Source organism: Youhaiella tibetensis (genome assembly GCF_008000755.1).
GTDB classification, from domain to species: domain Bacteria; phylum Pseudomonadota; class Alphaproteobacteria; order Rhizobiales; family Devosiaceae; genus Paradevosia; species Paradevosia tibetensis.
Genome location: NZ_CP041690.1, coordinates 1,025,187 through 1,048,025 on the forward strand (window position 1 = coordinate 1,025,187; position 22,839 = coordinate 1,048,025).

General features: G+C 65.2%; 22 protein-coding genes. 15 read left to right on the top strand and 7 right to left on the bottom strand.

Features of this window, described 5'->3' with window-relative positions; all coding sequences use genetic code 11:
• The first annotated feature begins 1 nt into the window (after window position 1).
• From FNA67_RS05000 to FNA67_RS05040, 9 genes are all read left to right on the top strand, one after another.
• Window positions 2-1,132, top strand: coding sequence for an ABC transporter ATP-binding protein (locus tag FNA67_RS05000; RefSeq protein WP_147655274.1), 1,131 nt, complete (start codon window positions 2-4; stop codon window positions 1,130-1,132).
• Between the two features lie 48 nt (window positions 1,133-1,180).
• On the top strand, window positions 1,181-2,308 hold the full coding sequence (locus FNA67_RS05005; protein WP_082201857.1) for an ABC transporter substrate-binding protein: 1,128 nt from the start codon (window positions 1,181-1,183) through the stop codon (window positions 2,306-2,308).
• Window positions 2,309-2,365: 57 nt separating this feature from the next.
• Window positions 2,366-3,493 carry an ABC transporter substrate-binding protein gene (locus FNA67_RS05010; protein WP_147655275.1) on the top strand — a complete coding sequence of 376 codons (1,128 nt, stop codon included), beginning with the start codon at window positions 2,366-2,368 and terminating at the stop codon, window positions 3,491-3,493.
• 68 nt (window positions 3,494-3,561) lie between these two features.
• Window positions 3,562-4,425 carry an inositol monophosphatase family protein gene (locus tag FNA67_RS05015; RefSeq protein WP_147655276.1) on the top strand — a complete coding sequence of 288 codons (864 nt, stop codon included), beginning with the start codon at window positions 3,562-3,564 and terminating at the stop codon, window positions 4,423-4,425.
• Window positions 4,422-5,234, top strand: a complete 813-nt coding sequence (locus tag FNA67_RS05020; RefSeq protein WP_147655277.1) for an HAD family hydrolase — start codon at window positions 4,422-4,424, stop codon at window positions 5,232-5,234. The genes FNA67_RS05015 and FNA67_RS05020 overlap by 4 nt, the downstream gene beginning before the upstream one ends.
• A gap of 87 nt (window positions 5,235-5,321) precedes the next feature.
• Window positions 5,322-6,137 carry an inositol monophosphatase family protein gene (locus FNA67_RS05025; protein WP_147655278.1) on the top strand — a complete coding sequence of 272 codons (816 nt, stop codon included), beginning with the start codon at window positions 5,322-5,324 and terminating at the stop codon, window positions 6,135-6,137.
• 15 nt (window positions 6,138-6,152) lie between these two features.
• Window positions 6,153-6,785 (top strand): dual specificity protein phosphatase family protein, encoded by a 633-nt coding sequence (locus tag FNA67_RS05030; RefSeq protein ID WP_147655279.1) that lies wholly within the window; start codon window positions 6,153-6,155, stop codon window positions 6,783-6,785.
• 20 nt (window positions 6,786-6,805) lie between these two features.
• Window positions 6,806-8,467 carry a Na/Pi cotransporter family protein gene (locus FNA67_RS05035; RefSeq protein ID WP_147655280.1) on the top strand — a complete coding sequence of 554 codons (1,662 nt, stop codon included), beginning with the start codon at window positions 6,806-6,808 and terminating at the stop codon, window positions 8,465-8,467.
• Between the two features lie 8 nt (window positions 8,468-8,475).
• On the top strand, window positions 8,476-10,197 hold the full coding sequence (locus FNA67_RS05040) for a metallophosphoesterase family protein (protein ID WP_147655281.1): 1,722 nt from the start codon (window positions 8,476-8,478) through the stop codon (window positions 10,195-10,197).
• Here the strand turns inward: FNA67_RS05040 and FNA67_RS05045 are convergent.
• Window positions 10,155-11,165: a LacI family DNA-binding transcriptional regulator gene (locus tag FNA67_RS05045; protein ID WP_147655282.1), complete on the bottom strand. Its 1,011-nt coding sequence runs from the start codon at window positions 11,163-11,165 to the stop codon at window positions 10,155-10,157. The genes FNA67_RS05040 and FNA67_RS05045 overlap by 43 nt on opposite strands.
• Before the next feature lie 234 nt (window positions 11,166-11,399).
• On the opposite strand from FNA67_RS05045, the gene FNA67_RS05050 reads away from it, so the two are divergent.
• The 4 genes from FNA67_RS05050 to FNA67_RS05065 are packed head-to-tail and all read left to right on the top strand — an operon-like array spanning window position 11,400 to window position 15,335.
• On the top strand, window positions 11,400-12,815 hold the full coding sequence (locus tag FNA67_RS05050) for a circularly permuted type 2 ATP-grasp protein (RefSeq protein WP_049704190.1): 1,416 nt from the start codon (window positions 11,400-11,402) through the stop codon (window positions 12,813-12,815).
• Window positions 12,816-12,838: 23 nt separating this feature from the next.
• A complete protein-coding gene (locus FNA67_RS05055) occupies window positions 12,839-13,780 on the top strand; it encodes an alpha-E domain-containing protein (protein ID WP_049704191.1) in 942 nt (313 codons plus the stop codon).
• Window positions 13,781-13,786: 6 nt separating this feature from the next.
• Window positions 13,787-14,593, top strand: a complete 807-nt coding sequence (locus tag FNA67_RS05060; RefSeq protein ID WP_147655283.1) for a transglutaminase family protein — start codon at window positions 13,787-13,789, stop codon at window positions 14,591-14,593.
• Window positions 14,594-14,606: 13 nt separating this feature from the next.
• A complete protein-coding gene (locus FNA67_RS05065; protein WP_147655284.1) occupies window positions 14,607-15,335 on the top strand; it encodes a proteasome-type protease in 729 nt (242 codons plus the stop codon).
• A 1-nt stretch (window position 15,336) separates the two neighbouring features.
• Here FNA67_RS05065 and FNA67_RS05070 read toward each other — a convergent pair whose 3' ends face one another.
• The 6 genes from FNA67_RS05070 to FNA67_RS05095 form a co-directional block, all read right to left on the bottom strand.
• Entirely contained in the window at window positions 15,337-15,927 is a 591-nt protein-coding gene (locus tag FNA67_RS05070; protein WP_147655285.1) for an NAD(P)H-dependent oxidoreductase, read from the bottom strand.
• Complete coding sequence (locus tag FNA67_RS05075) at window positions 15,927-17,327, bottom strand: FAD-binding oxidoreductase (RefSeq protein WP_147655286.1); 1,401 nt, start codon at window positions 17,325-17,327, stop codon at window positions 15,927-15,929. Before FNA67_RS05075 ends, FNA67_RS05070 begins: the two co-directional genes overlap by 1 nt.
• Window positions 17,324-18,637 (bottom strand): cytosine deaminase, encoded by a 1,314-nt coding sequence (locus tag FNA67_RS05080; RefSeq protein ID WP_147655287.1) that lies wholly within the window; start codon window positions 18,635-18,637, stop codon window positions 17,324-17,326. Before FNA67_RS05080 ends, FNA67_RS05075 begins: the two co-directional genes overlap by 4 nt.
• 2 nt (window positions 18,638-18,639) lie before the next feature.
• A complete protein-coding gene (locus FNA67_RS05085; RefSeq protein ID WP_371874362.1) occupies window positions 18,640-19,503 on the bottom strand; it encodes an ABC transporter permease in 864 nt (287 codons plus the stop codon).
• Window positions 19,500-20,321: an ABC transporter ATP-binding protein gene (locus FNA67_RS05090; protein WP_371874382.1), complete on the bottom strand. Its 822-nt coding sequence runs from the start codon at window positions 20,319-20,321 to the stop codon at window positions 19,500-19,502. Before FNA67_RS05090 ends, FNA67_RS05085 begins: the two co-directional genes overlap by 4 nt.
• 73 nt (window positions 20,322-20,394) lie before the next feature.
• A complete protein-coding gene (locus tag FNA67_RS05095; protein WP_147655289.1) occupies window positions 20,395-21,405 on the bottom strand; it encodes an ABC transporter substrate-binding protein in 1,011 nt (336 codons plus the stop codon).
• Between the two features lie 212 nt (window positions 21,406-21,617).
• On the opposite strand from FNA67_RS05095, the gene FNA67_RS05100 reads away from it, so the two are divergent.
• The gene (locus tag FNA67_RS05100) at window positions 21,618-22,007 is read left to right on the top strand and encodes a RidA family protein (RefSeq protein ID WP_147655290.1); all 390 of its coding nucleotides are present in this window, start codon (window positions 21,618-21,620) and stop codon (window positions 22,005-22,007) included.
• 11 nt (window positions 22,008-22,018) lie between these two features.
• Window positions 22,019-22,807, top strand: a complete 789-nt coding sequence (locus FNA67_RS05105; RefSeq protein ID WP_147655291.1) for a creatininase family protein — start codon at window positions 22,019-22,021, stop codon at window positions 22,805-22,807.
• Window positions 22,808-22,839: the final 32 nt, after the last annotated feature.

Here is a 22,839-nt window from a genome sequence, read left to right on the forward strand (position 1 = left end):
CATGCCGACGATCAATCTACGCAATGTCGAAAAGAGCTATGGCGGCGGCGCTGCCAATGCCGTCAGCGACCTGGACCTCGAAATCGGGGACGGCGAATTCATGTGCCTGCTCGGGCCTTCCGGGTGCGGCAAGACCACCACCCTGCGCATGATCGCCGGCCTCGAGCATCTGAGCGACGGCGAGATCCAGGTGGGGGAGCGCAAGGTGGACTCGGTCAATGCCGGCATTTTCGTGCCCCCCGAGAAACGGGAGATGGGCCTAGTCTTCCAAAGCTACGCCCTCTGGCCGCACCTGACCATCGAGCGCAACACCGATTTCGGCCTGCGCCTGCGCAAGGTGCCCAAGGCCGAGCGCGAGGAGCGCGTGGAAAAAGTCATGCGCACGCTCGGCATCGAGCAGTATCGCGACCGCTACCCGTCCCAGCTCTCGGGCGGCCAGCAGCAGCGCGTGGCGCTGGCCCGCATGCTGGCGGTCAATCCCGAAGTGCTGCTGCTCGACGAGCCGCTCTCCAATCTCGATGCGCGCCTGCGCCTCGAGATGCGGGCCGAGCTCAAGCGCCTGCACAACGAGTTCAAGACCACCATCGTCTTCGTTACCCACGATCAGTGGGAAGCCATGACCCTGGCCACCACCATCGCGGTGATGAGCGAGGGGCGCCTCCAGCAGGTGGGCTCGCCCAACGATATCTACGACCGGCCGGCCAACAGGTTCGTAGCCGAGTTCGTGGGCAGTCCGCCCATCAATATCCTCGAGCTTGGCGACCAGGCCGATGGACTGGCTGCGGCCGCCAGCCGCTACCTCTCCGAGCGTTATCCCTCGCTTTCGCAGGTGTCCTCGCTCGGGGTGCGGCCCGAGGCGGTGCGTTTCACCTCCGATGCATCCGAGGTCAAGGAGGGGAGTTTCGCGGTGCCCGCCGAGGTTGCCGGTGTGCTGCCTACGGGCGGCAGCTGGATCATCGAGCTGGTCGCGCATGGCCACAAGCTCTTCGCCGTCAGCCACGAACTGCCCGAGGTCGAGGCAGGCCAGTCGGTCACGGTCTGGGCAAAGCCCAAGGCGCTGCATGCGTTCGACGCCTCCGGGCGGCGTTCGCAGGCTGCCGACGCACTCTTCTGTCCGCCCAAGGTGCAGTGAGCATCAGGGCCACCAAGGCGAAAACCGCCAAAATAGGAGGAAGTCTAGATGACGTTTAAGGGGAGGATCGCGCGAGGCGCGCTGGGAGCGGGTGTCTTCGCGCTGCTGGCAACCACGTCGCTCGCCGCTTTGGCCCAGGATTTCAACCTCGATGCCCTCATCGAGGCCGCCAAGAAGGAAGGCCCGATCGGTGTCTACGACAGTACCGGCAAGATCGTGGAGCAGTCCGAAAACTTCACCAAGAAGTACGGCATCCAGGCCACCGGCACCAAGGTCAAGGCCACCGCGCAGGTGGAAATGATCATCCGCGAAGGGCAGGCCAAGAACATCCAGGGCGACGTGCTGCTGCTCAGCGACGCGCCCGCGGGCATCGTCGAGCTGGTGCCGCAGGGATTTGCCGAAAGCTGGCTGCCGCCCGACCTCGCCGACAAGATCCCGGCGCAGTACCAGAACCCGCTGATCATCACCAACAGCGCCAATGTCTGGGCCTACAATACCGAGGTCTACGACAAGTGCCCGGTTTCCAACATCTGGGAGCTCACCGACGCCAAGTGGAAGGGCAAGGTGGCCATGCAGGATCCGCTCAACAAGGCGTCCTATGTCGACTGGTTCAACCAGATGGCCCTGCACGCCGACGACAAGGTCGCCGCCGCCTACCAGGACTATTTCGGCAAGCCGCTCGAAACCACCGAGGCTTCCGCCACCGCCGCCTGGGTCAAGGCCCTGGCCGAGAACTCGCCGCTCCTGACCGACGCCGATGAAGCTGCCGCCCAGGCTGCCGGCGCCCCGGGCCAGAAGGAGCCGTTCATGGCATTGATCTCCTCGGCCAAGTTCCGCGGCAACGCCGAAAGCAACTACAAGCTCGGCCTGTGCACGGGCCTCAAGCCCTGGGCCGGCTGGCTCTATCCGAGCGTTGGCCTGATCGCGACCGGCACCAAGAACCCGAACGCGGCCAAGCTCTTCCTGCACTACATGATGACCGAGGAGGGCATCGCCCCGCAGTCGGTCGACGGCAAGATGTCGACCAACCAGGACGTCAAGCTGCCCGCCGATGAGCCCTCGGGGATCGGTGCCGCCCTCGACCAGATGTTCACTTACGACACCGCCAGCGCGGCGGACGACTGGGACGCCCGCCAGGACTGGCAGGATTTCTGGCGCATCAACTACAAGCGCTGACGAACCGGCCGGGCTGCCCGCGCCGGTGGCCCGGCCCTCAAAAAGGGAGGGGACGAAATGAACGGACGTTTGACCAAGCTGGCACTGCTGGGGCTGACCCTGACGAGCCTGTCGGCGCTCGGGGGAGCCGCCGGGGCGCTTGCCGAGGAATTCGATCTCGACGCGCTCATCGCCGCGGCAAAGTCGGAAGCGCCAATCAATATCTATGACTCCACCGGCAAGATCGTGGAGATGGCAGACGCCTTTTCGGCCAAGTACGGCGTCAAGGCCACGGGCATCAAGGTGTCGGCGAACAGCCAGCTCGAAATGATCATTCGCGAGGCCCAGGCCAACAACGTGCAGGGCGACGTGGTGATGCTGACCGACGCGCCGGCATCGGTCGCCCAGCTACTGCCGCAGAATTTCGTTTATAGCTGGCTGCCGCCCGACATGGCCGACAAGGTGCCCGAGCGCTACCACGACCCGCTCGCCGTCACCACCAATGCCAGCGTCTGGGCCTACAACACCGAAGTCTACGACAGCTGCCCGGTGAGCAATATCTGGGAGCTGACCAAGCCGGAATGGAAGGGCCGCGTCGCTTTCTACGATCCGCTGCTCAAGGGTACGTATCCGGACTGGTTCAACCAGATGGCGACCCATTACGACGACCAGATGCGTGACGCCTACAATGCCGCCTTCTCGACGGACCTGCAGACCGACGAGGCTTCCGCGACGGCCGCCTGGGTCAAGGCCTTTGCCGGCAATGCCCCGTTGATCTCGGACGGCGACGACCCGATCGCCGAGGCGGTAGGCGCACCCGGTCAGAAAGAGCCGTTCTTCGGGCTCCTCAGCTCCGCCAAGTTCCGCGACAACGCCGATAAGGGCTTCAAGCTCGGGCTGTGCAAGGATCTCGGCCCGTGGCCGGGCTGGACCTATACCAAGCTCGCCCTCATCGCCACCGGCACCAAGTCGCCCAACCTCTCCAAGCTCTTCGTCCACTACGTGCTGACCGAAGAGGGTATCGCGCCGCAGGCGGTTGACGGCAAGCTGCCTACGAATGTGGACATCAAGCTGCCCGCCGACGAGCCCTCGGGCATCGGCGACGTGCTCGACAAGCTCCAGCAATACGACGCCTCCACCGCGCTCGACGACTGGGATGCGCGCCAGGATTGGCAGGACTTCTGGCGGGTCAACTACAAGAAGTAGCGAACCCGGCCGATCGCCGGAGGCGGGGTCCCTGCCTGCCTCCGGTGCTCCAAGATCAAGGATGCAACATGATTACCCCCACCCAGTCCGCGCAACTGCGCCGCGTCGCCGAGAATGCGGCCCGGATCGCCGGCGACCCGCTGCTGGACGTCTTCCGCTCCGGCATGGGCTACAGTTACAAGCGTGACCGCCACGACATCGTCACCGAGCACGATCGCGCCTCCGAAGCGCGCATCATCGCCGAGATCACCACGGCCGTGCCCGACTCGACGATCGTGGGCGAGGAGGGGGGCGAAACCGGGCAGGGACGCGTGCGCTGGTATGTCGACCCCATCGACGGCACCTCCAACTTCGCCCGTGGCATCGCCAACTGGTGCGTCTCGATCGCGGCGGCGGTGGATGGTGAACTGGTCGCGGGTGTCATCTACGATCCGGTAGCGGGCAACATGTTCGCCGCCGACCGCGAGCACGGCGCTTCGCTCAATACGCGTCCGATCGCTGTCAATGCCGAAGCCGAGGAGGAGCGCGCCGTGCTGCTCACCGGCTTCCCCAACAACAAGCACCTGCGCCTGTTCGGCCGCCAGGCCCTCTACGCCCACGAGGAACTGCTCGATGCGTTCCTGGCCATCCGCACCCTGGGTAGCGGCGCGCTCAACCTGGCTCATGTCGCCGCCGGCTGGGCTGATGCGGTGATCGGCTTCCGCACCAATTCCTGGGATGTCGGCGCCGGCGCCTTCATCCTCGAGCAGGCTGGCGGCCGCTATTTCGGTTTTCGCGACGGCGCACCGGCCACGCCCGCCTTTCTCATGCCTGACTACATCGCCGTCGGCCGCGCCAGCGCCTATCCGAGCCTGCAAGCCATCATGACGCGCCTGACGCGTCCGGCGCACGACGAACACAACGAACCTTCCAAGGAGGCCCTGGGCTCATGACCGACAACAGGCGCGTACCCACCGGCCGGCTCTGCCGCCCCAAGGCGCTGCTGCTCGATTTCGGCGGCGTGATCGTCCTCACCACCAAGAACCCGGCCTGGGCCGATGAACTCGCCGGTCATGTGCTTGCGCTGCTCGAAGCGCGAGGAGCGGTGGCGGGGCTGACGGCCGCGATGATCGCCGAGGACATCAAGGCGGGTAGCATCGCCGACTCTCACTGGAAGAACGCCATGTCCCGCCCGCTCGCCCCCCGCGAGCTGCGCTACGAGGAGTTCTGGGGCGACTTCGTCGCGGCCGACTGGCCGGCGGAGGCCCGCGACGTCGTCGTGGCCGAGGCAAAGGAACTGTGCCGGATCATGGGTCACGCGCGCTCGATCCGCCGCCTTCGCGACGGCATGCTCGAACTGCTCGACGCCGCCGACGCGGCAGGAGTACCGGTGGGCATCGTCAGCAACGCCCTGGCCGGACAGGTTCACCTCGATTTCCTTGCCGAGCACGGCCTGGCCGCGCGTTTCGCCGTGGAGGTTCACAGCGACGCGGTCGGCCTGCGCAAACCCAACCCCGACATGATCCGCATCGCCGCAGAACGGCTCGACGTCCCCGTCGGCGACTGCTGGTACGTGGGTGACAATTTCGACCGCGACGTGCTGTGCGGCACCCGCGCCGGGGTCGGCGGCAATATCCTGATGGAAGCGGGCAAGACCTACGAACTGCCCTATGACCTGCGCGTGCGTCCTGACGCCATCGTTGCCGATCCTGTCGGTCTGCTCGATCTCTTCGTCACTTCCCTTAAGGCGAGCGCCGCCTGAGATGGCCGCTCCCATGTTGCCCAAGACAGACATTGATCTTGTTGCACACCTGTGCAATCAGACGCAAACGACCAGCGGATCGATATCATGAGTGTGATTTCAGCCCTCTCTCCGGCCAGCGATGCCATCTCCGTTCGCGCTCATTTCTGCCGTGAACTGGCGCTTTCCGCCGGAGCTATCGCCCGCAGGGCGTTCGCGGAACGGGAGGGGCAGCCCGTCGATCTCAAGGGGCCGCAGGACTTCCTGACCGAAACCGACGCTGCGGTCGAGCGCCACATTCGTGCACGGGTGTCCGAAGCCTTTCCCGAAGATGGGTTCCTAGGCGAGGAGACTGGCGGCAACGTAGGTGGACCCGGCGTCTGGGTGGTCGATCCGATCGATGGGACCGCCAATTTCGCCCGCTCCATTCCCCATTTCTGCATCTCGATCGCCTATGTGGCCGAAGGGGCGGTGGAACTGGGCGCCATCTACAATCCCGCCCTCGACGAGCTCTATTTCGCCCAGCGCGGACAGGGCGCTACCCGCAACAGCAAGCCGATCCGCGTCGCCGACACACGGCGCTACGATGCCGCCTGCGTCGAACTGGGGTGGTCCACGCGCGTCCCCAACGAAACCTACCTCCAGGTGCTCTCCGACATTCTGGTGCAGGGCGCCAATGTCCGGCGCGCCGCCTCGGGAGCGCTTGGGCTGGCCTATGTCGCCGATGGGCGCTCCGACGCCTATGCCGAGCTCCACATGCACCCGTGGGATTGCCTTGCGGGTCTCCTCCTGGTGCGCGAGGCGGGTGGGGTGACCGCGCCCTTCCTCGAGCTGGATGGACTGGCCAAGGGCGGCGCCGTGCTGGCCTCGGCCCCGGCCATCGCCGAGGGCATCAGCCGGGCGACCGGCATCTCCTTTCTCTGACCGACCGGAATACTCATGGACGCCACGGCCCCGCGCTACGAACGCCCCCCGATCAGCCTGATCGAAAGCGATATCCACCCCTACGGCATCTCGCTCTTCGTCGGCGGCATGGAGGGCGCCAGCGACCTCGAACTCCTCAAGGCCAACGGCGTGACGACCGTGATCAACTGCGCGGTCAATCTCGACTTCAACTATGTCTCCGACCCGCTTTCGCCCCAGGGCCAGCCGGTGGACTACGGATATGGCGACATCCGCTACTACAAGCTCGGCCTGATCGATGGACCGGGGAACCCGGAAACCATGTTCGTGGCCGGATACTACCTTTTGCGCGGCGCGCTCGATCAGGTGCTGCCCGAGCGGCACACCTATCCCCGCCGCGAACGGGGCAACGTCCTGGTCAATTGCCGAGGCGGCCGCAGCCGGTCGGTGGCACTGACCGCGCTGTTCCTGCACCTGACGCTCCCCGACCGCTATCCGCGACTCGAGGACGCGCTCGATCATGTCCGCAGCCAGCGGCAGCTGCGCCGCGATGAATGGTTCGAGACGCCCAAGCCGATGCTGGTCGAGGCGGTTCGCCGCGCCGCCGGCTGGATCCGCATGATCGAAAGCGACCGGACCGGTACCGCGCCGCTCCAGGCCGCCGTCTAGGCGGGGTCGGGGAGGGGAGCGTGGAATCGACGGTCGTCCTCATCGACATCCTTGGTGCGGGAGCCCTGCTGATCTGGGGCCTGCGCATGGTCAAGACCGGCGTAACCCGTGCTTTCGGGGTGCAATTGCGCCTCTGGATCGGACGGGGGACCTCCAACCGCGTCGTCTCGTTCTGCGCGGGGCTGTTTGCCACCCTGCTACTGCAGAGCAGCACCGCCACAGCCATGATGACCGCCTCTTTTGCCAGCCGGCAATTGCTGACCGGCGCCATGGGGCAGGCGGTGATGCTGGGCGCTAATGTGGGCACGAGCCTGGTTGCGGGCGTGCTTGCCCTCGACGTCCATTGGCTGGCGCCGCTGTTTGTCCTGGCGGGCGTGGCGACGTTCAAGCTCAACGAGGGAAGCAAGGGCAAGGGCATCGGCCGCGCGCTCCTCGGCCTTGGGCTCATGCTTGTGGCCCTGCGCCTCCTTGGGGAAGCAACGGACCCGATCCGCGAGTCCACCACCATAGCCCTCATCCTCAACGCCCTTTCCGGTGCGCCGCTTTTCGCGCTGATCCTGTCGGCCGGATTGGCCGTGCTAGCGTCCTCTAGCCTCGCCGTGGTCCTGCTGGTGATGTCGCTGGCTTCCGCCGGCACCATGGATCATGGGCTTGCCCTGGTTCTCGTTGCCGGCGCTAATCTCGGTGGCGCCGTGCCGCCGCTGCTGGCGACAATGGGTGAGGGCGTGCTTGCCCGGCGGGTCACAGTCTCCAATCTCTGTGTGCGGGCCTGCGGCTCGCTCTGCGTGCTCGTGGCGGCCGGCGCACTGGCGCCCCCGCTGGCCGGGTTGATGGCAGACCCCGCCAGTTTCGTGGTCGGCGCGCATATCGGCTTCAACATCGCGCTGGCCTTGATCTTCCTGCCGCTCGTCGGTCCCCTTTCGCGGCTCTTTGCGCGCCTCATGCCCGAGGTCGCGACCGGCCAGGGCGTCGGGCCGCGCTTCCTCGACAATGCCGGTCTCGAAGATCCGGTCGTGGCGCTCTCGACCGCTGCGCGCGAGACGCTGCGCATTGGGGACACCGTCATCGAGATGCTCGAAACGAGCCTCAACACCTTGCGCTCGAACGATGCGAAGGGCTGCGCCAGCGTCAAGCTGCTCGACGACAAGGTCGATGCCCTTCAGGAAGCGGTCAAGATCTACCTGGCGCGCTTCACGAGCGGCGACATCGAAGACGCCGAGATGCGCCGCGCCACCGAGATTCTCAGCTACGCCATCAACCTCGAGCATATCGGGGACATCGTGGACCATGGCCTGAACGACCTCGCCTCGCGCAAGATCAAGGGGCACCTGGCTTTCTCGGGCGAAGGGTTCCACGAGATCGAGGCCTTCTACGAAAAGACTGTCGCCAACCTGCGCATTGCCCAGACCATCTTCATGTCCCGCGATCTCGAACTAGCGCGCCGGCTCGTGGAAGTGAAGGTCGATATGCGTCGGCTCGAGCAGGAATCTGCGGCGCGCCATCTCGATCGCATCCGCCAGCGTCGCGCCGAAAGCATCGAGACCAGCACGCTGCACCTCGATATCCTGCGCGACCTCAAGCGGGTCAACGCCCACATCACCTCGGTGGCCTATCCGATCCTGGATGAGGCCGGGCAGCTCCGCGAAAGCCGGCTGCGCTCGCTCGACAAGAAAGCTTCCTGACCGTCGCCATGAAGATCGCCATCCTCGCCGACCCGCACCACCACGATATCCACGGCACATTTGGCGCTCCGCACATCGCCGGTCCCAGGCTGCGAACCCTCGCCGATACCACCGCTTCGACACGCGTCTTCAACGAAAGCTATCCGGCCTTCCGCGCCGCGCTCGCCGATATCGCCGCCCGCGGCATCCGCATCGTCGTCATTCCCGGCGACGTGACGGACGACGGGCAGGCTGCGACCGTCGCGGCGACCATGTCGCTGCTCGATCACTATGCGACCAACCACGGCATGCGTTTCTTTGCGACGCCTGGCAACCACGACCTCTATTCGATCCATGGGCGCCACCAGTCCAAGCGTTTCCTCAGCGCCAATGGCTCGCATGTCCTGTTCACCAGTGACAGCAGTGAGCCGCAGGAGGAATCCACCGCGCGTATCGTGACGCCCACCATGCACTGTGCCGGCTATGAGCGCGGCCTGCCTCCGATTGCGCGACTCGGCTACTTCCGCGACCGCCGCGATCTCCATTGGGAAAGCCCGTTCGGCGCCAGCGACAGGATGGCCGAGCGAACCTACGAGGTGCGCTCCGACGATGGCTCGATCACCCGAACCATGGTAGACGCTTCCTATCTCGTTGAGCCAGAGCCCGGGCTCTGGCTGCTTTCCATCGATGCGAACGTGTTCGAGCCGCGCGATGGCGCCACCGATCCGGTGCCGGAGAAGGCCTACCACGACAGCACCGATGCAGGCTGGAACGCCATGCTCAAGCACAAGCGCTTCGTCCTGGATTGGGTAAGGGACGTGACGGCGCGTGCCCGCCAGGAGGGCAAGGATCTTCTGGTGTTCTCGCACTACCCGATGATCGATCCGCTGGCTGGGACGCTCGAGGACGAGATCGCCCTTTTCGGCAACACCAGCTTCGCGCGCCGCGCACCGCGGGCCGAAGTGGCCCGATCGGCCATCGCGGCGGGACTCCGCGTGCATTTCAGCGGGCACCTACACGTCAACGACACCGCCGTCTTCAGGGAAGGCGACATGGCGCTGGTCAACGTCGCCGTGCCGTCACTGGTCGGCTTTCCACCCGCCTACAAAATCGGCGAATTCGGCGACGGGATGCTCGACATCGAGACCGTGTTTCTCGACAAGGTTCCCGGGTTCGAAGTCGCCTTTGCCGCCTATAGGGCCGAACGCGCCCGTACCGGCGCGGACTATGGCGCCTTGCTCGAGGCGACCAGCTATCCCGAGTTCCTGAGCCGACACCTGTCCCAGATGGTGGCCTGGCGCTACCTGCCGCGCGAATGGCCCGCCGACCTGGCGGAGATCGTGCCGCGTCTCGACCTTGGACGGCTGGCGGCACTCGCTGCCATCGACACGCCCCTAGCCACGCTTCCCGAGGGCCTGCACGGGTTGCCCGCCAAGCTGCACCAGGATTGGCACGCCATTCCCTTCATGGACCTGGTGGTCGACTGGTACCATTTGCGCAAGGCCCGGGCGCTCGCCGCAGGCTTTGTGCCCCCCGCGCGCCTTGCGGCCTATGATGCCCTGGCCGCCTTGTTCGCTGCCGGCGACTGGCCGGTCGAAAGCCTGCAGGGGCGCATCGCCGCCTTCCTGCGGATCCTAGGCGAGTACCGCAACGGCCAGCCCTCGGTGGATTTCTCGATCGACCTCGAGACCGGCGCCGTCGAACCGCGCTATCGCGGGCGCACTGACTTGCGCCAGACCGGATCGGCCTGAAGCGCCAGCGGCTGCTGCGGTTCGCCTTCGCGGTTGACCAATTCCACGATCGCGTCGGCGATACGGTCGATGGGTTGGCGGAAGGTCGTCAGGTTATAGGAGCTCCAACCGGCCTGCTCGATGTCGTCGAACCCGATGACGCAGAGGTCCTGGGGAATTTCCATCCCGAACTCGTTGCGCGCCGCATCCATGAAGCCGCAGGCCAGGAGGTCCGTGACGCAGAAGGCGGCGTCGGGGCGATCGGAGCGGGGCAGCAGCATGCGCGCCGCCTCGACGCCCGAGGCATAGGCCGTCGGGCCCGGCCGCACGATGGCGACTTCGATCCCCGCAGCCCTGGCGGCATCGGCAAAGGCCACTTCGCGCCCGACGAGGCTGGGGGTGCCCGCCTGGGAGGAGACGACCGCAATCTTGCGGCACCCGGCGCGCTGGAACATGGCGAAGGCCTCGCGGGCCGCCGTCGCGTTGTCCACCGCGATCGTGTCCACCCCCATCGGACGATCGTCGCGATTGATAAGGATAACGTGCTGGCCATTGGCGACGCAGGTATCGATGAGCGAGGCGGCCGGAGAGCCCGAGAGAACGACCGTCGCGTCGGCGCGGTAGTTGAGCGTCAGCCGCAGCGCGCTCTCGACATTCTCCGCCTGGCCGGAGGTGTTGATGATCATGGCGACCTTGTCGATGGCCTGCAGCCGACGGGTCACCGCCTCCATGATGCGCGCGTAGTAGGGCGTATTGAGATCGGCGCCGATCAGGCAAACGATGCCGGACCGGTCGTGGATCAGCCCGCGTGCCAGATGGTTGACGTGGTAGCCGAGCCGGTCGGCCGCCTCCACGACCTTCTTGCGGGTTGCCTCTGAAACACTGGCGCCGTTGGTGAACGTGCGCGAAACGGCCGAGCGCGAAACGCCCGCCAGCTTTGCAACCTGTTCAGCAGTGACGAAGGACTTCGCAGTTTTCTGCTCGGCCATCCCACGAATCCTCTTGCCTTCCACAGGGACTTATAGCCGAGATAGGGCTGTTGCAAGCCTGTGCAATAGGCAGGGCGAGACGAGCGGGCCGCATTGGGCTTGGCACCGCCAAGATGCGCTCGTGACTAATAACTGCTCAAACGAGCGGCAGGCAAACTCACTGCACAATGTTTAAACAATGGCTTGTATTTTTCCGGCAACCCGGTTGAATGGAGGGGTAGCTGGAGGTTTCGAGTGCATCCATTCGACGAAATGCTGGCGCCGGAAGGCGGCGTCAGACCACCCTATGCGGCACTCCAGCAATGGCTCGACGTGCAGTCTCCAGCAAAGTTGAGCCAGAAGGCGACCGATGCCGAGGGCGTGTTCCGCAAGACGGGCATCACCTTCGCCGTCTACGGTGACAACCAGGCCGCCGAGCGGCTTATCCCCTTCGACATCATCCCGCGCATCATCACCGGCCGCGAGTGGCGCCGGCTCTCCCAGGGCATCGAGCAGCGCGTCATCGCCCTTAACGCCTTTCTGGATGACATCTACCACCGCCAGGAAATCGTTCGCGCCGGTCGCATTCCGCGCGAGCTGATCGCCCAGAACGAGGCCTTCCTGCCCGAGATGATGGGCTTCCGCCCGCCCGGCAACGTCTACACCCACATCATCGGCGTGGACATCGTCCGAACCGCCGAGAACCAGTTCTACGTGCTCGAGGACAACGCCCGCACACCCTCCGGGGTCTCCTACATGCTGGAGAACCGGGAGACGATGATGCAGCTCTTCCCCGAGCTCTTCCAGCAGGTCAAGGTCCTGCCGGTCGAGACCTATCCGCAGTTCCTGCGCCAGTCCCTGGCTGCCGTGGCGCCGCCCGGCGGCAACCAGTCCTCGCCCACCATCGCGGTGCTGACGCCGGGCATGTACAACTCGGCCTATTTCGAGCACGCCTTCCTCGCCGACCAGATGGGCGTGGAACTGGTGGAAGGCCGCGACCTCAAGGTAGTGGACGGGCGCATCGCCATGCGCACCACCGAGGGCTTCCGGGCCATCGATGTGCTTTATCGCCGGGTCGACGACGCCTATCTCGACCCGTTGACCTTCCGCCCGGATTCGACCCTGGGCGTTCCCGGCATCATGGACGTCTACCGGGCCGGCAACATCACCATCGCCAACGCGCCGGGCACGGGCATTGCCGACGACAAGGCGATCTATTCCTACATGCCCGAAATCGTCGAGTTCTACACCGGCCGTCAGGCGATCCTCGAGAACGTGCCGACCTGGCGCTGCGCGGAGGCGGACAGCCTCAAATACGTGCTCGAGCACCTCGAGGAACTGGTGGTCAAGGAAGTACATGGCTCGGGCGGATACGGCATGCTGGTTGGCCCTGCCGCCTCGAAGGCCGAGCGCGAAGCCTTCGCCGAAAAGCTCAAGGCGCGGCCGGGCAACTACATCGCCCAACCCACCCTCGCCCTCTCGACGACGCCGATCCTCACCGAAGCAGGCCTTGCGCCGCGCCACGTGGATCTGCGCCCCTTCGTGCTCGTATCCGACCGTGTGCGCATCACCCCCGGCGGGCTGACGCGGGTGGCCCTCAAGGAGGGCTCGCTCGTGGTCAACTCGAGCCAGGGTGGCGGCACCAAGGATACCTGGGTGCTGGACGACTGACGCGACGACAGGGGTTTTAGGGCATGCTTCTTGGACGAACCGCCAACGGCCTCTACTGGATGCACCGCTACATCGAGCGGGCCGAGAACATGGCCCGCATCGTGGATGCGGGCCTCCGAATGGCACTGACCCGCACGTCGAACGCCTCGGAGGAATGGTCCTCGGTGGTGTCCTCGGCAGGGGTGCGCCAGGGATTTTGCGAGCGGCACAAGCAGTTCACGGCCGCTACCGTATCGGACTTCCTGCTGCGCGACCCCGACAACCCGTCGAGCGTGATCTCGTGCATCGAGACCGCCCGGGTCAATGCCCGCATGGTGCGCACGGCCTTGACGCGCGACGCCTGGGAAGCGGTCAATGAAGGCTGGATGGCGCTCAAGGAGGTCCTGGCCCATCCGATTCCGGAAAGCGACCTGCCGCCGGTGCTCGACCGCATCAAGCGCGAGACCTCGCTCATTCGTGGCGCCTTCCACGGCACGATGCTGCGCAACGAGATCTACAATTTCGCCCGCATCGGCACCTGCATCGAGCGCGCCGACAACACCGCGCGCATCCTCGACGTCAAATACTACGTGCTGCTGCCCGCCATTTCCTATGTGGGCACCACAATCGACAACTATCAGTGGGAATCGATCCTGCGCTCGGTCTCGGCGCACCGCTCCTACCGGTGGGTCTATGACGCCCAGTACAAACCGGCCCAGATCGCCGACTATCTCATCCTGGACGGGCGCATGCCCCGATCGCTCAACTTCTCCTACCGGAACATCGTGGAGAACCTCAATTACCTGGCCGAGGACTATGGCCAGCGCCACGTCTGCCACAACTCGGCCGAACGCACGCTTTCCAGCCTCAAGGGCACCAAGGTCGACGCCATTTTCGACGTCGGCCTGCACGAGTTCCTCTCCGACTTCATCGATCACAACAACCGTCTGGGCGCCGAGATCGCCGAGATCTACAACTTCGATTGACGCCAAGTGCTGCTGACCATCAACCACGTCTCGCGCTACCACTACGACCAGCCCGTTCCCTACGCGGTACAGAGGTTGCGGCTCTGGCCGACCAACCATCCGGGGCAGGTGGTGCGCGAATGGCGTGTCGAGGTGGAGGGCGCCGAGCGCGAGGTGAGCTATGTCGACGGTTTCGGCAACCGCACCGAACTCGTTCGCCACGAGCGCAACGCCGAGAGCATCTGCGTGCAGGCATCCGGCGTCATCGAGACTGAAGACCGCAACGGTGTGCTTGGGCCGGCGAACGGGACGCCCCCGCTCTGGGTCTTCGAACGCGAGACCGAGCTGACCCGCCCCGGCGAACGCATCCGCGCCCTGGCAAGCGAACTCGGCGCGCTGGGCGAGGGGCACCTGCCGATGCTGCATAGCCTGATGGGCCGCATCCACGAGCAGGTCAGCTACGTGCCTGGCGCCACCAACGTCGCCACCGACGCCGAGGCCGCCCTGGTCAACGGCGCCGGCGTGTGCCAGGACCACGCGCAGATCTTCATTTCCGCCGCTCGCCTGCTGGGGATTCCCGCGCGCTATGTCTCTGGCTACCTGCGCATGGAAGGTGTCGCCGAGCAGACTGCCAGCCACGCCTGGGCGGAGGCGCACGTGGATGGCCTCGGCTGGGTCGGGTTCGACGCCGCAAACGCCATATGTCCCAACGACAACTATGTGCGAATCGCCTGCGGGCTGGATTATCGTTCCGCAGCACCGGTTTCCGGGGTTCGCACCGGTGCCGCTGCCGAGACGCTCGCCGTCGAGATCAGCGTCGAACAGGAGCAGTAGGGCTGACGGGACGATGACATATTGTGTCGGGTTGAAGATGGACAGCGGGCTGATCTTCATGTCCGATACCCGGACCAATGCGGGCCTGGACAACATCTCGACCTTTTCCAAGATGCGGACCTGGAGCACGCCCGGCGAGCGCGCAATCGTGCTGCTCTCGGCCGGCAACCTGGCGACGACTCAGGCCGTGGCCGGCCTGATCGACGAACGCATTCGCACGCCACGCGCCGGCCGGCCCTCGCTCATGGAAACCAGCTCCATGTTCCAGACCGCGCAACTGGTCGGCTCGATCGTCAAGGAAGTCATCCACGATACCGCGCCTGTCGGCCAGAGCGCCGACGCTTTCGGGGCGACCTTCATCATGGGCGGGCAGATCAGGGGCGAGGGGCCGCGTCTTTTCTATATCTATCCGGAGGGCAATTTCATCGAATCCTCGCCGGACACGCCTTTCTTCCAGATCGGCGAGCACAAATACGGCAAGCCTATCCTGGTGCGGGCCTACGAACCGGACATGAGCGAGGAGGACGCGATCAAGCTCCTGCTGGTCTCGTTCGATTCCACGCTCAAGTCGAATCTCTCGGTTGGTCTGCCCCTGGATATGCAGGTCTACCGCGCCGACAGTCTCGCCCTTGTTCCCGGCCGCAGGTTCGAGCGTAACGACCCCTATTACACCGCCATCTCGGAAGGCTGGGGCTCCGCGCTCAAGGCTGCCTTCCATAGCCTGCCTTCGCTCGAGTCCTGATCTAGAAGCGCGTGAACTCGGCCCTCACCGTCGCCAGGAATCCTTCGAGGCGAGCAGGCGTGCAATTGTTCATGTCGTAGAGCGCCAGGTATTTCGGCCGGCTCCGGAACGTCGCCCAGCCCCAGCGCATGGCGACGCGGCGCGGCGGATCGCCCATCGCCCAGGTCCGCAGGCGGTCGCCGCCATAGGTGGTGACGAAGGCGGCCTTGCGGATGTTGTGCAGCCCCGGCTTGAGCCGCCCACGATCCTCCCCGCCCTCCATCGTGAAGGAAACGCCGGGCAGGAACACCCGGTCGAAATAACCCTTGAGGATGGCGGGGTAGCCGTAGTTCCACACCGGGTGGACGAAGACGACGGCGTCGGCTGCTCGCAGGCGCTCGACATAGGGCTTGACGAGGTCCGAGAGATTGCCGGGCACACTGTGATAGGCTAGCCGCTCCTCGCGCGTCATCACCGCCGGAAAATCCTCGTCGTAGAGGTTGAGGGCATCGACCGCATGGCCCGCGCCCTGCAGGGAATCGAGGACCGCCCCGAAGAGCGCACGATTGTAGCTGGTTTCGACCGGATGGGCGTGAACGACGTGGACGCGCATCAGGCGGTACGCACCGCGTTGAGGCCGTCGAACAGCCAGGCCTTGCCGGCGTTGAAATCGAAGTCCGGGTTCTCCCAGGCCACCATCTTGCCCGGGTTCAACATGCCCTTCGGGTCGGCCTCGCGCTTGAAGGCCAGTTGCTTGTGGTCGGTGCGCTTCATGCCTCCCTCCTCGAGCGTGTAGCGGTGGGGGTTAAAGACATTGCAGCCATTGTCCTCGTGGATGCGGATGATCTCCTCGAGGCGCTCCTCGCTGGTATAGCGCACCATCGGCAGCCCGGAGAAAGTGACGACGCCATCCTGGCGCGTCATCTCGATATGCATGGGCAATTCGTCGCCGAGCATTTCCACGATCCGTCGCACGTGCTCGATGGTTGGGTAACGGGTCTGCAGGTAGGTGATCGAGTTGTCTATCTTGAGCGCACGCAGCGTCGTGTGGTTCCAGGCCAGTTCGTAGATCGGCGGCAGCCGGCGCTTTTCATCCTCCGTCGCCAGGTCCGCGCGATAGCGCATCTCGCCTTTGTGGTGGTCGACGAAGAGGGCCAGCGAATCCATCGATACCGGCGCCACCATGATCAGCACCACCGACTGGCCGTCCTTGAGATAAGGCTTGTGCCGGTTGAAATAGGCCTCGGGGATGGGCGCCGCGCAAGGCGAGACCTCCTTGACCAGCAGCCCGTCCTGCAAGGCCACCGCTTCGGCGAAGCGGGCCGCATCCATGAACGCGTCGAACCCGACGATGACGTCTATCCAGTCATAGGCAGGCGCCAGCGGCATCTCTGCCTCAACGATGATGCCGTTGGTGCCGTAGGCATGCGCCACCTTGAGGACGTCCTCGCCGACCAGGCCGAGCTCGCGCGGTTCGGCTTCGCAGGTGACGATCTTGAGGCCCAGGATGCTGCCCAGGTTGCGCAGGCCACCCCAGCGCACCGAACCGACGCCGCCCGAGCCACCGGCGATGAAGCCCCCCAGCGAGGCCATCCGGTAGGTGGAGGGGTGGAAACGCAGTTCCGAGCCGACGGCTTCGCGCGTCTCGTGGTCCATTTTTTCAAGAACAGCGCCGGCCTGGGCGAGAACGCGATCCCGTTTGATCTCGATCACCTTGTCCATGTTCATCATGTTGAGCATGGCGCCGCCCGAAAGCGGCATGGCCTGGCCATAATTGCCCGTTCCCGCTCCGCGTGGCGTGATGGCGACGCCGTGCCTGTAGGCGGCGCGCAGGACGGTCTTCACTTCCTCGGTGGAGCGCGGAGAGACCACGACCTCGGCACTCACGTGGTCCAGCTTGGCCTTGAGCACCGGCGAATACCAGTAATGGTCCCGGCTGCGCTGCTGCACGATGCGCGGATTGTCTTCTTGCGGGATGTCGCCCAGTTCGGCTCGGAAGTCTGCAACGCTCATTGCTGTCCCATCAGGTCGTCGAGTTCTCGATAGTCGGGAAGGGTGGTGTCGATGGCCATCCCGCCCCGCAACACCGTGCGATCGGCCTGCGGGCGGGACATCAGTTCGGTCCAGGTGCGGCCCTTGAAGACGACCAGATCCGCCGGGGCGCCGACCACCAGCTCGGCCGTATGGGCGAAGCCGGCGATCGCCGCCGGATCGGCCCCGACGGACCGTGCCCAGGTGAAGGCATCGGCTTGCGGGTGGTCGAAATGCAGGATACGCGCGCCTTCGCGGAGCACCTCGAAAGCATCGAGGTCGCCATAGGCATAGAAGGGATCGCGCGTGTTGTCCGAGGCGATGGCCACCGGCACGCCGGCCGCCTTGAGCTCGTTGAGCAGCGTCACCCCGCGCCAACGCGGCGTGCGCACTCCGTGCTGGTTCTCCCGATCCTGCAGGTAGAGGTTGCACATGGGCAGCGACACCACGGCGATGCCGGCCTCTGCCACCGTCTCGATGGTGCGCAGGGCCAGGTCTGCGGGCTGGTTGGCAAGGGCGCAGCAATGGCCCGCCACGACGCGCCCCTTGAACCCGGTTTCGATCACCGCCTCGGCCAGGCTGAGCAGCGCCGAAGCGGACGGGTCGGCCGTTTCATCTGTGTGCAGGTCGATGTCGAGATCCATCTCGCCGGCCATTTCCACCAGCCGCCGCATGATGGTGGGGTTCTCCGGGTGGACAGCGGACGAGCCGCCAAGGATGCCTCCGGCGGCCTTTGTTCGCTCCGCAACGGCGCGAAGCGCGGCAGGATCGAGGATCGTGTCAGGGCCCATCAGGCCCGCCGCCTGCAATTCGATGCGCCCGGTCCAGCGTTCGCGCGTGGCCTCGAACACCTCCCAGGTGATGGCGTGCTGGGGTGGCGCCATGTCCAGGTGCGTGCGGATGGCGGCGGTGCCGTGCGCATAGGCACAGCGCAGCGAAAAATCCATGCGGCGCTCGACGTCGCGCGCCGCCCAGTTGGCCTGCCTGTCGGCGAGCACGGCCATTAGCGCGCCAAGCCAGGTCCCGTCCGGGTTCTCCTTGCGCGGCCAGATGTGCCCCTTGTCGAGATGGGTGTGCAGGTCAACGAACGCAGGCATCACGATGTCGCCGCGCAGGTCGATCCGCTGGTGATGCGGGGCTGAACCGGCTTCCGCGATCGCCGCGATCCGGGCGCCGGCGATGGTCACGTCCACCGGCTTGAGGGCGCCCGAGCCGGGTTCCCCGAGCACCGAGGCGGGCACGCCGGCATTGGCCAGCACGTAGTGCCCGTCGGCAGGAATGGAGAGCGCCATCGCTAGTTCTCCCGCCGGATGGCGCTTTCGTGCCAGCGGTGCAGCGCCAGCCAGGAAACGAACGAGGTCAGCCCGAAGATGGCGATACCCGTACCGCACAGCATCAGCAGCGCCACGAACAGGCGGGGCAGGTTGAGCCGGTACTGGCTTTCGAGGAGCCGGAAGGCGAGCCCGGCACCCTGTCCGGCCGAGCCGGCAGCGAACTCTGCAACCACCGCGGCGATGAGCGAGAGCCCGCCGGCGATGCGCAGCCCCGCCATGAAATAGGGCATTGCGGACGGAATCTTGAGGTAGATGAGCGTCTGCCAGCCAGAGGCACCGTAGAGCTCGAAGAGGTTGAGCAGGTTGTGGTCTACACTCTTGAGGCCCTGCGCCATGTTCGAGAGAATCGGGAAGAAGGCGACGATGAAGGCACAGATGAGCAGCGCCGTCTGGGTATCGGGCGCATAGATGAGCAGCAGCGGCGCGATGGCGATCATCGGCGTGACTTGCAGGATCACGGCATAGGGAAACAGCGCCAGCTCGAGAATGCGCGACTGCACCAGCATGATGGCGAGCCCCACCCCGCCGATAAGGGCGATGGCCAGGGCCATGAAGGTGATGCGTACCGTGACCAGGAGGGCCGGCCAGAGCGTGGCGGAATCGGTCCAGAGCGCGTTCCACACGTCCACCGGCCCGGGCAGGATGTAGCGCGGGATGCCGTTGATGGTCACCGCCAGATGCCAGCCGATGATCCCCAGGGTCAGGGCAAGGATGGGTACCACGACCTGCAGGACCTTCTCCCGGTTCGGCGTCTTCGCCAGGATGACGCCGGCTGCGCTGTCGGTGCCTGCTTCGCTGTTGGTCTGAACGATCTCGCTCATCATGCCACCTCTGCCGCATGGATGGCCCGTTGCAGGGCGTCGGAAACGAGCTGGCACGTCTGCCTGTAGCCCTCGGACGTGCGGTAGTCCGGGTCCCGGCCGTCGGGCTGGGGAATGTCCATGTCCGAGTAGACCTGCCCCGGCCGCGCCCGCATCACCACGATCCGGCTCGAAAGGTAGGCGGACTCGTAGACCGAGTGTGTCACGAAGATCACCGTGACCCCATTTTGCTGCCAGAGCCGCAGCACGTCGTCGTTGAGTTTCTGGCGCGTGATCTCGTCGAGCGCCGCGAACGGCTCGTCCATGAGCAGCAGGCGCGGCTTGGTCACCATGGCCCGCGCGATCGAGACGCGCATTTTCATGCCCCCCGAAAGTTCGCGTGGATAGGACTTGGCGAAGTCCGCCAGCCCCACGGCCTCGAGGCCTTCCATGATCTTGTCACGCGCATCGCCCTTGGAAACGCCGCGCAGCTTGAGCGGCAGGTGTACGTTGTCGAAGACGGTCGCCCAGGGCATCAGGGTCGGATCCTGGAAGACGAAGCCGACATCGCCTTCCGGCAGCCCCTTGGCGTTGATGCGCGAACTCGGCCAGTTGATCGTTCCCGAGGAAGGCGACCCCAATCCGGCGATGATCCGCAGGGCCGTCGATTTGCCGCACCCGGAAGGCCCGAGCAGCGAGATGAACTCGCCGGCGCGCACATCGAGCGACATGCCCTTGAGCGCCAGGGTGCCATTGGAAAAGAGCTTGGAGACGTCGCGCATCGAAACGACAAGCTTGCGCGCGGTCTCGGCGGTGCCGGCCTGGGCCGGGGCAGTGGCAATGTCAGTCACCGGAAACAACCCGTGTTGGGGGCAGGGCGGTGCGGGCGGACCCGCACCGACGAGTCGCGCCTTGTCAGCCGGCCGTGGCCAGTTCCTTGCCCACGCCCTTGCAGACGAACTGGGTGGTGTAGGCCTTGGAGATGTCGATGCCGTCCTGGTAGACGCCAGCGTTGACCATCTTGGCGTAGAAGTCGGACCAGCGAGCATCGGTCATGCAGCCGATACCCTGGGTCTCGGCGTCGCCGGATACCACGATGCCATATTCTTTCATCTTGGCGATGGAATAGGCGATCTGGCCGTCGGTCATTTCGGGATTGTCGGCCTTGATCAGGGCGTTCGCCGCGCTGTTGTCGCCGTAGAGGTAGTGGTACCAGCCCACGATGGTGGCATCGACGAACCGCTGCACGAGGTCGGGATTCTTGTCCACGATATCCTGGCGCGTCTCGATGGTGGTCGAATAGGGATCATAGCCGAAATCGGCGAGCAGGAAGACCTTCGGCGCCCAGCCGGTCTGCTTTTCGATCTCATAGGGTTCGGACGTCAGGTAGCCCTGCTGCACGGACTTCTCGTCGGCGATGAACGGGGCCGGGTTGAAGGTGTAGGGTTCGTACTTGTCGTCGGAGAAGCCCTCGAACGCGGCCTTCATCCACGGCCAGTAGCCGGCGAAAAAGCTGTCCTTGCCCATGATGAGCTTGGAAGCATCCTTGAGGCTCGCCAGATCCGAATATCCCGCGTCAGGATGGGCCAGCAGCACCTGCGGGTCCTTCTGGAAGATGGAGGCGACCGCAAGGACCGGAATGCCTTCCTTGACCGAGTCGATGGTCGACATGCCGCCCATGTAGAACTCGATCTGGCCGGCCACCAGCAATTGCCCGTTGGGGGCCTGCGGTCCGCCCTGGCGGATCGTTACATCCAGCCCGTACTTCTTGTAGGTGCCGTCGGCCACGGCCTGGTAGTAGCCGCCGTGCTCGGCCTGGGCCAGCCAGTTGGTGCCGAAGGTCACCTTGTCCAGCTCCTGGGCGGAAACCGGCGATGCGGCAAGCGCCATCGCTGCCAGAATGGTCGTCTTGATCGAAACGTGCATGTTGCGCTCCCCTGCGCCGCAGTCTCCTGCTGCGGCTGAACTTCGTGCGGACAAGGCCCGCCCTCGAGTAGCTTTGAACAACGGCGGCGACGTGTGAAGCCAAAAAATAGGCACATTTAGCGAATGCCTGCTATGCGTGCAGAAATGCAGTCGCAGGGCTGGTCAAGCGCTTTACCTGCCACTAGCATTCGCACCAATCGTCCGGGGGCATCATGATCGCAACGCTTGATCCGAAAGACATCCACCCGCCGTTCGCGCCTTACAGCCACGGCGTGGTCGTGCCCGCGGGGCAGAAGCTCATCTTCTGCTCGGGCCAACTCGGGATCGGGGCGGACAAGGCAATCCCGTCCGATTGCGCCGGCCAGACGAGGCTCTGTTTCGCCAATATCGTCGCGATCCTGCGCGAAGCCGGGCTGGGGCTCGGGGACATCGTGCGCATCAACGCCTATGTCACCGGCCGCGAGCACCTGGCCGAATACATGGCTGTCCGCAACAGCCTCTTCCACCAACCCTACCCGGCCTCGACCCTGATGATGGTGCAGGGCTTCGCCCGACCCGAATTCGTGGTCGAGATCGAGGCAATCGCGGCCGGCCCGGCCTAAGGACGCCTTTCATGCGCAAGATCTGGTGGACCGATTTCGCCGCTCGCGAATTCGACGGCATCGACCCCAACAAGACCATCGCGATCCTCCCGATCGCCGCTGTCGAACAGCATGGCCCGCATCTGCCGGTCGGCACCGACACCATCATCAACACCTCGATGATGGAACTGCTGGCCGAACGCGCCCCGGAAAACCTCGACATTCGCATTCTGCCCGTCCAGTCCATCGGCAAGTCGAATGAACACGTCTGGGCCAACGGAACCATCACCCATACCGCCACCAACCTCATCGAGGCCTGGACGCAGATCGGGCTCGAAGTGGCGAGGGCGGGGGTGCGCAAGATCGTCATCGTCAACTCGCACGGCGGCAACGAGGAGATCATGGGCATTGTGGCGCGCGAGTTGCGTGTGCGTGCCGGCATGCTCGCCGTCAAGAGCGGCTGGCGCTTCACGCCACCGGACGTGCTGACCGACCTCGAGCGCCGGCACGGCATTCATGGCGGCGACGCGGAGACGTCGCTCATCCTGCATTTCAAGCCGCATCTGGTGGATATGGCGCGAGCGGAAAACTTCGTCTCGATCGCCGCGCGTGACGAACAGCAGTTCAGGTACCTGCGGCCCACGGGCGCCTTCGGCCACGTCTATGCCTGGATTGCTTCGGATATCAATCCGGCAGGCGCGGTGGGCGATGCCTCGATCGCCACGGCGGAAAAAGGGCGCACCATCGCCGAGGCCAATGTCGCCGGGATGCTTGAAGTGCTTGCGGAAGTCGAGCGCATGCCCCTGCCGAGCGAGCGCTGAAGCAAAAAATGAGGCCGGCGGGAGTGCCGCCG

Bases quoted from the DNA above. Each gene is read 5' to 3' on its own strand.
- FNA67_RS05000 (WP_147655274.1), top strand. From the start codon at position 2: ATGCCGACGATCAATCTACGCAATGTCGAAAAGAGCTATGGCGGCGGC.
- FNA67_RS05005 (WP_082201857.1), top strand. From the start codon at position 1,181: ATGACGTTTAAGGGGAGGATCGCGCGAGGCGCGCTGGGAGCGGGTGTC.
- FNA67_RS05010 (WP_147655275.1), top strand. From the start codon at position 2,366: ATGAACGGACGTTTGACCAAGCTGGCACTGCTGGGGCTGACCCTGACG.
- FNA67_RS05015 (WP_147655276.1), top strand. From the start codon at position 3,562: ATGATTACCCCCACCCAGTCCGCGCAACTGCGCCGCGTCGCCGAGAAT.
- FNA67_RS05020 (WP_147655277.1), top strand. From the start codon at position 4,422: ATGACCGACAACAGGCGCGTACCCACCGGCCGGCTCTGCCGCCCCAAG.
- FNA67_RS05025 (WP_147655278.1), top strand. From the start codon at position 5,322: ATGAGTGTGATTTCAGCCCTCTCTCCGGCCAGCGATGCCATCTCCGTT.
- FNA67_RS05030 (WP_147655279.1), top strand. From the start codon at position 6,153: ATGGACGCCACGGCCCCGCGCTACGAACGCCCCCCGATCAGCCTGATC.
- FNA67_RS05040 (WP_147655281.1), top strand. From the start codon at position 8,476: ATGAAGATCGCCATCCTCGCCGACCCGCACCACCACGATATCCACGGC.
- FNA67_RS05045 (WP_147655282.1), bottom strand. From the start codon at position 11,165: ATGGCCGAGCAGAAAACTGCGAAGTCCTTCGTCACTGCTGAACAGGTT.
- FNA67_RS05055 (WP_049704191.1), top strand. From the start codon at position 12,839: ATGCTTCTTGGACGAACCGCCAACGGCCTCTACTGGATGCACCGCTAC.
- FNA67_RS05065 (WP_147655284.1), top strand. From the start codon at position 14,607: ATGACATATTGTGTCGGGTTGAAGATGGACAGCGGGCTGATCTTCATG.
- FNA67_RS05070 (WP_147655285.1), bottom strand. From the start codon at position 15,927: ATGCGCGTCCACGTCGTTCACGCCCATCCGGTCGAAACCAGCTACAAT.
- FNA67_RS05075 (WP_147655286.1), bottom strand. From the start codon at position 17,327: ATGAGCGTTGCAGACTTCCGAGCCGAACTGGGCGACATCCCGCAAGAA.
- FNA67_RS05080 (WP_147655287.1), bottom strand. From the start codon at position 18,637: ATGGCGCTCTCCATTCCTGCCGACGGGCACTACGTGCTGGCCAATGCC.
- FNA67_RS05085 (WP_371874362.1), bottom strand. From the start codon at position 19,503: ATGATGAGCGAGATCGTTCAGACCAACAGCGAAGCAGGCACCGACAGC.
- FNA67_RS05095 (WP_147655289.1), bottom strand. From the start codon at position 21,405: ATGCACGTTTCGATCAAGACGACCATTCTGGCAGCGATGGCGCTTGCC.
- FNA67_RS05100 (WP_147655290.1), top strand. From the start codon at position 21,618: ATGATCGCAACGCTTGATCCGAAAGACATCCACCCGCCGTTCGCGCCT.
- FNA67_RS05105 (WP_147655291.1), top strand. From the start codon at position 22,019: ATGCGCAAGATCTGGTGGACCGATTTCGCCGCTCGCGAATTCGACGGC.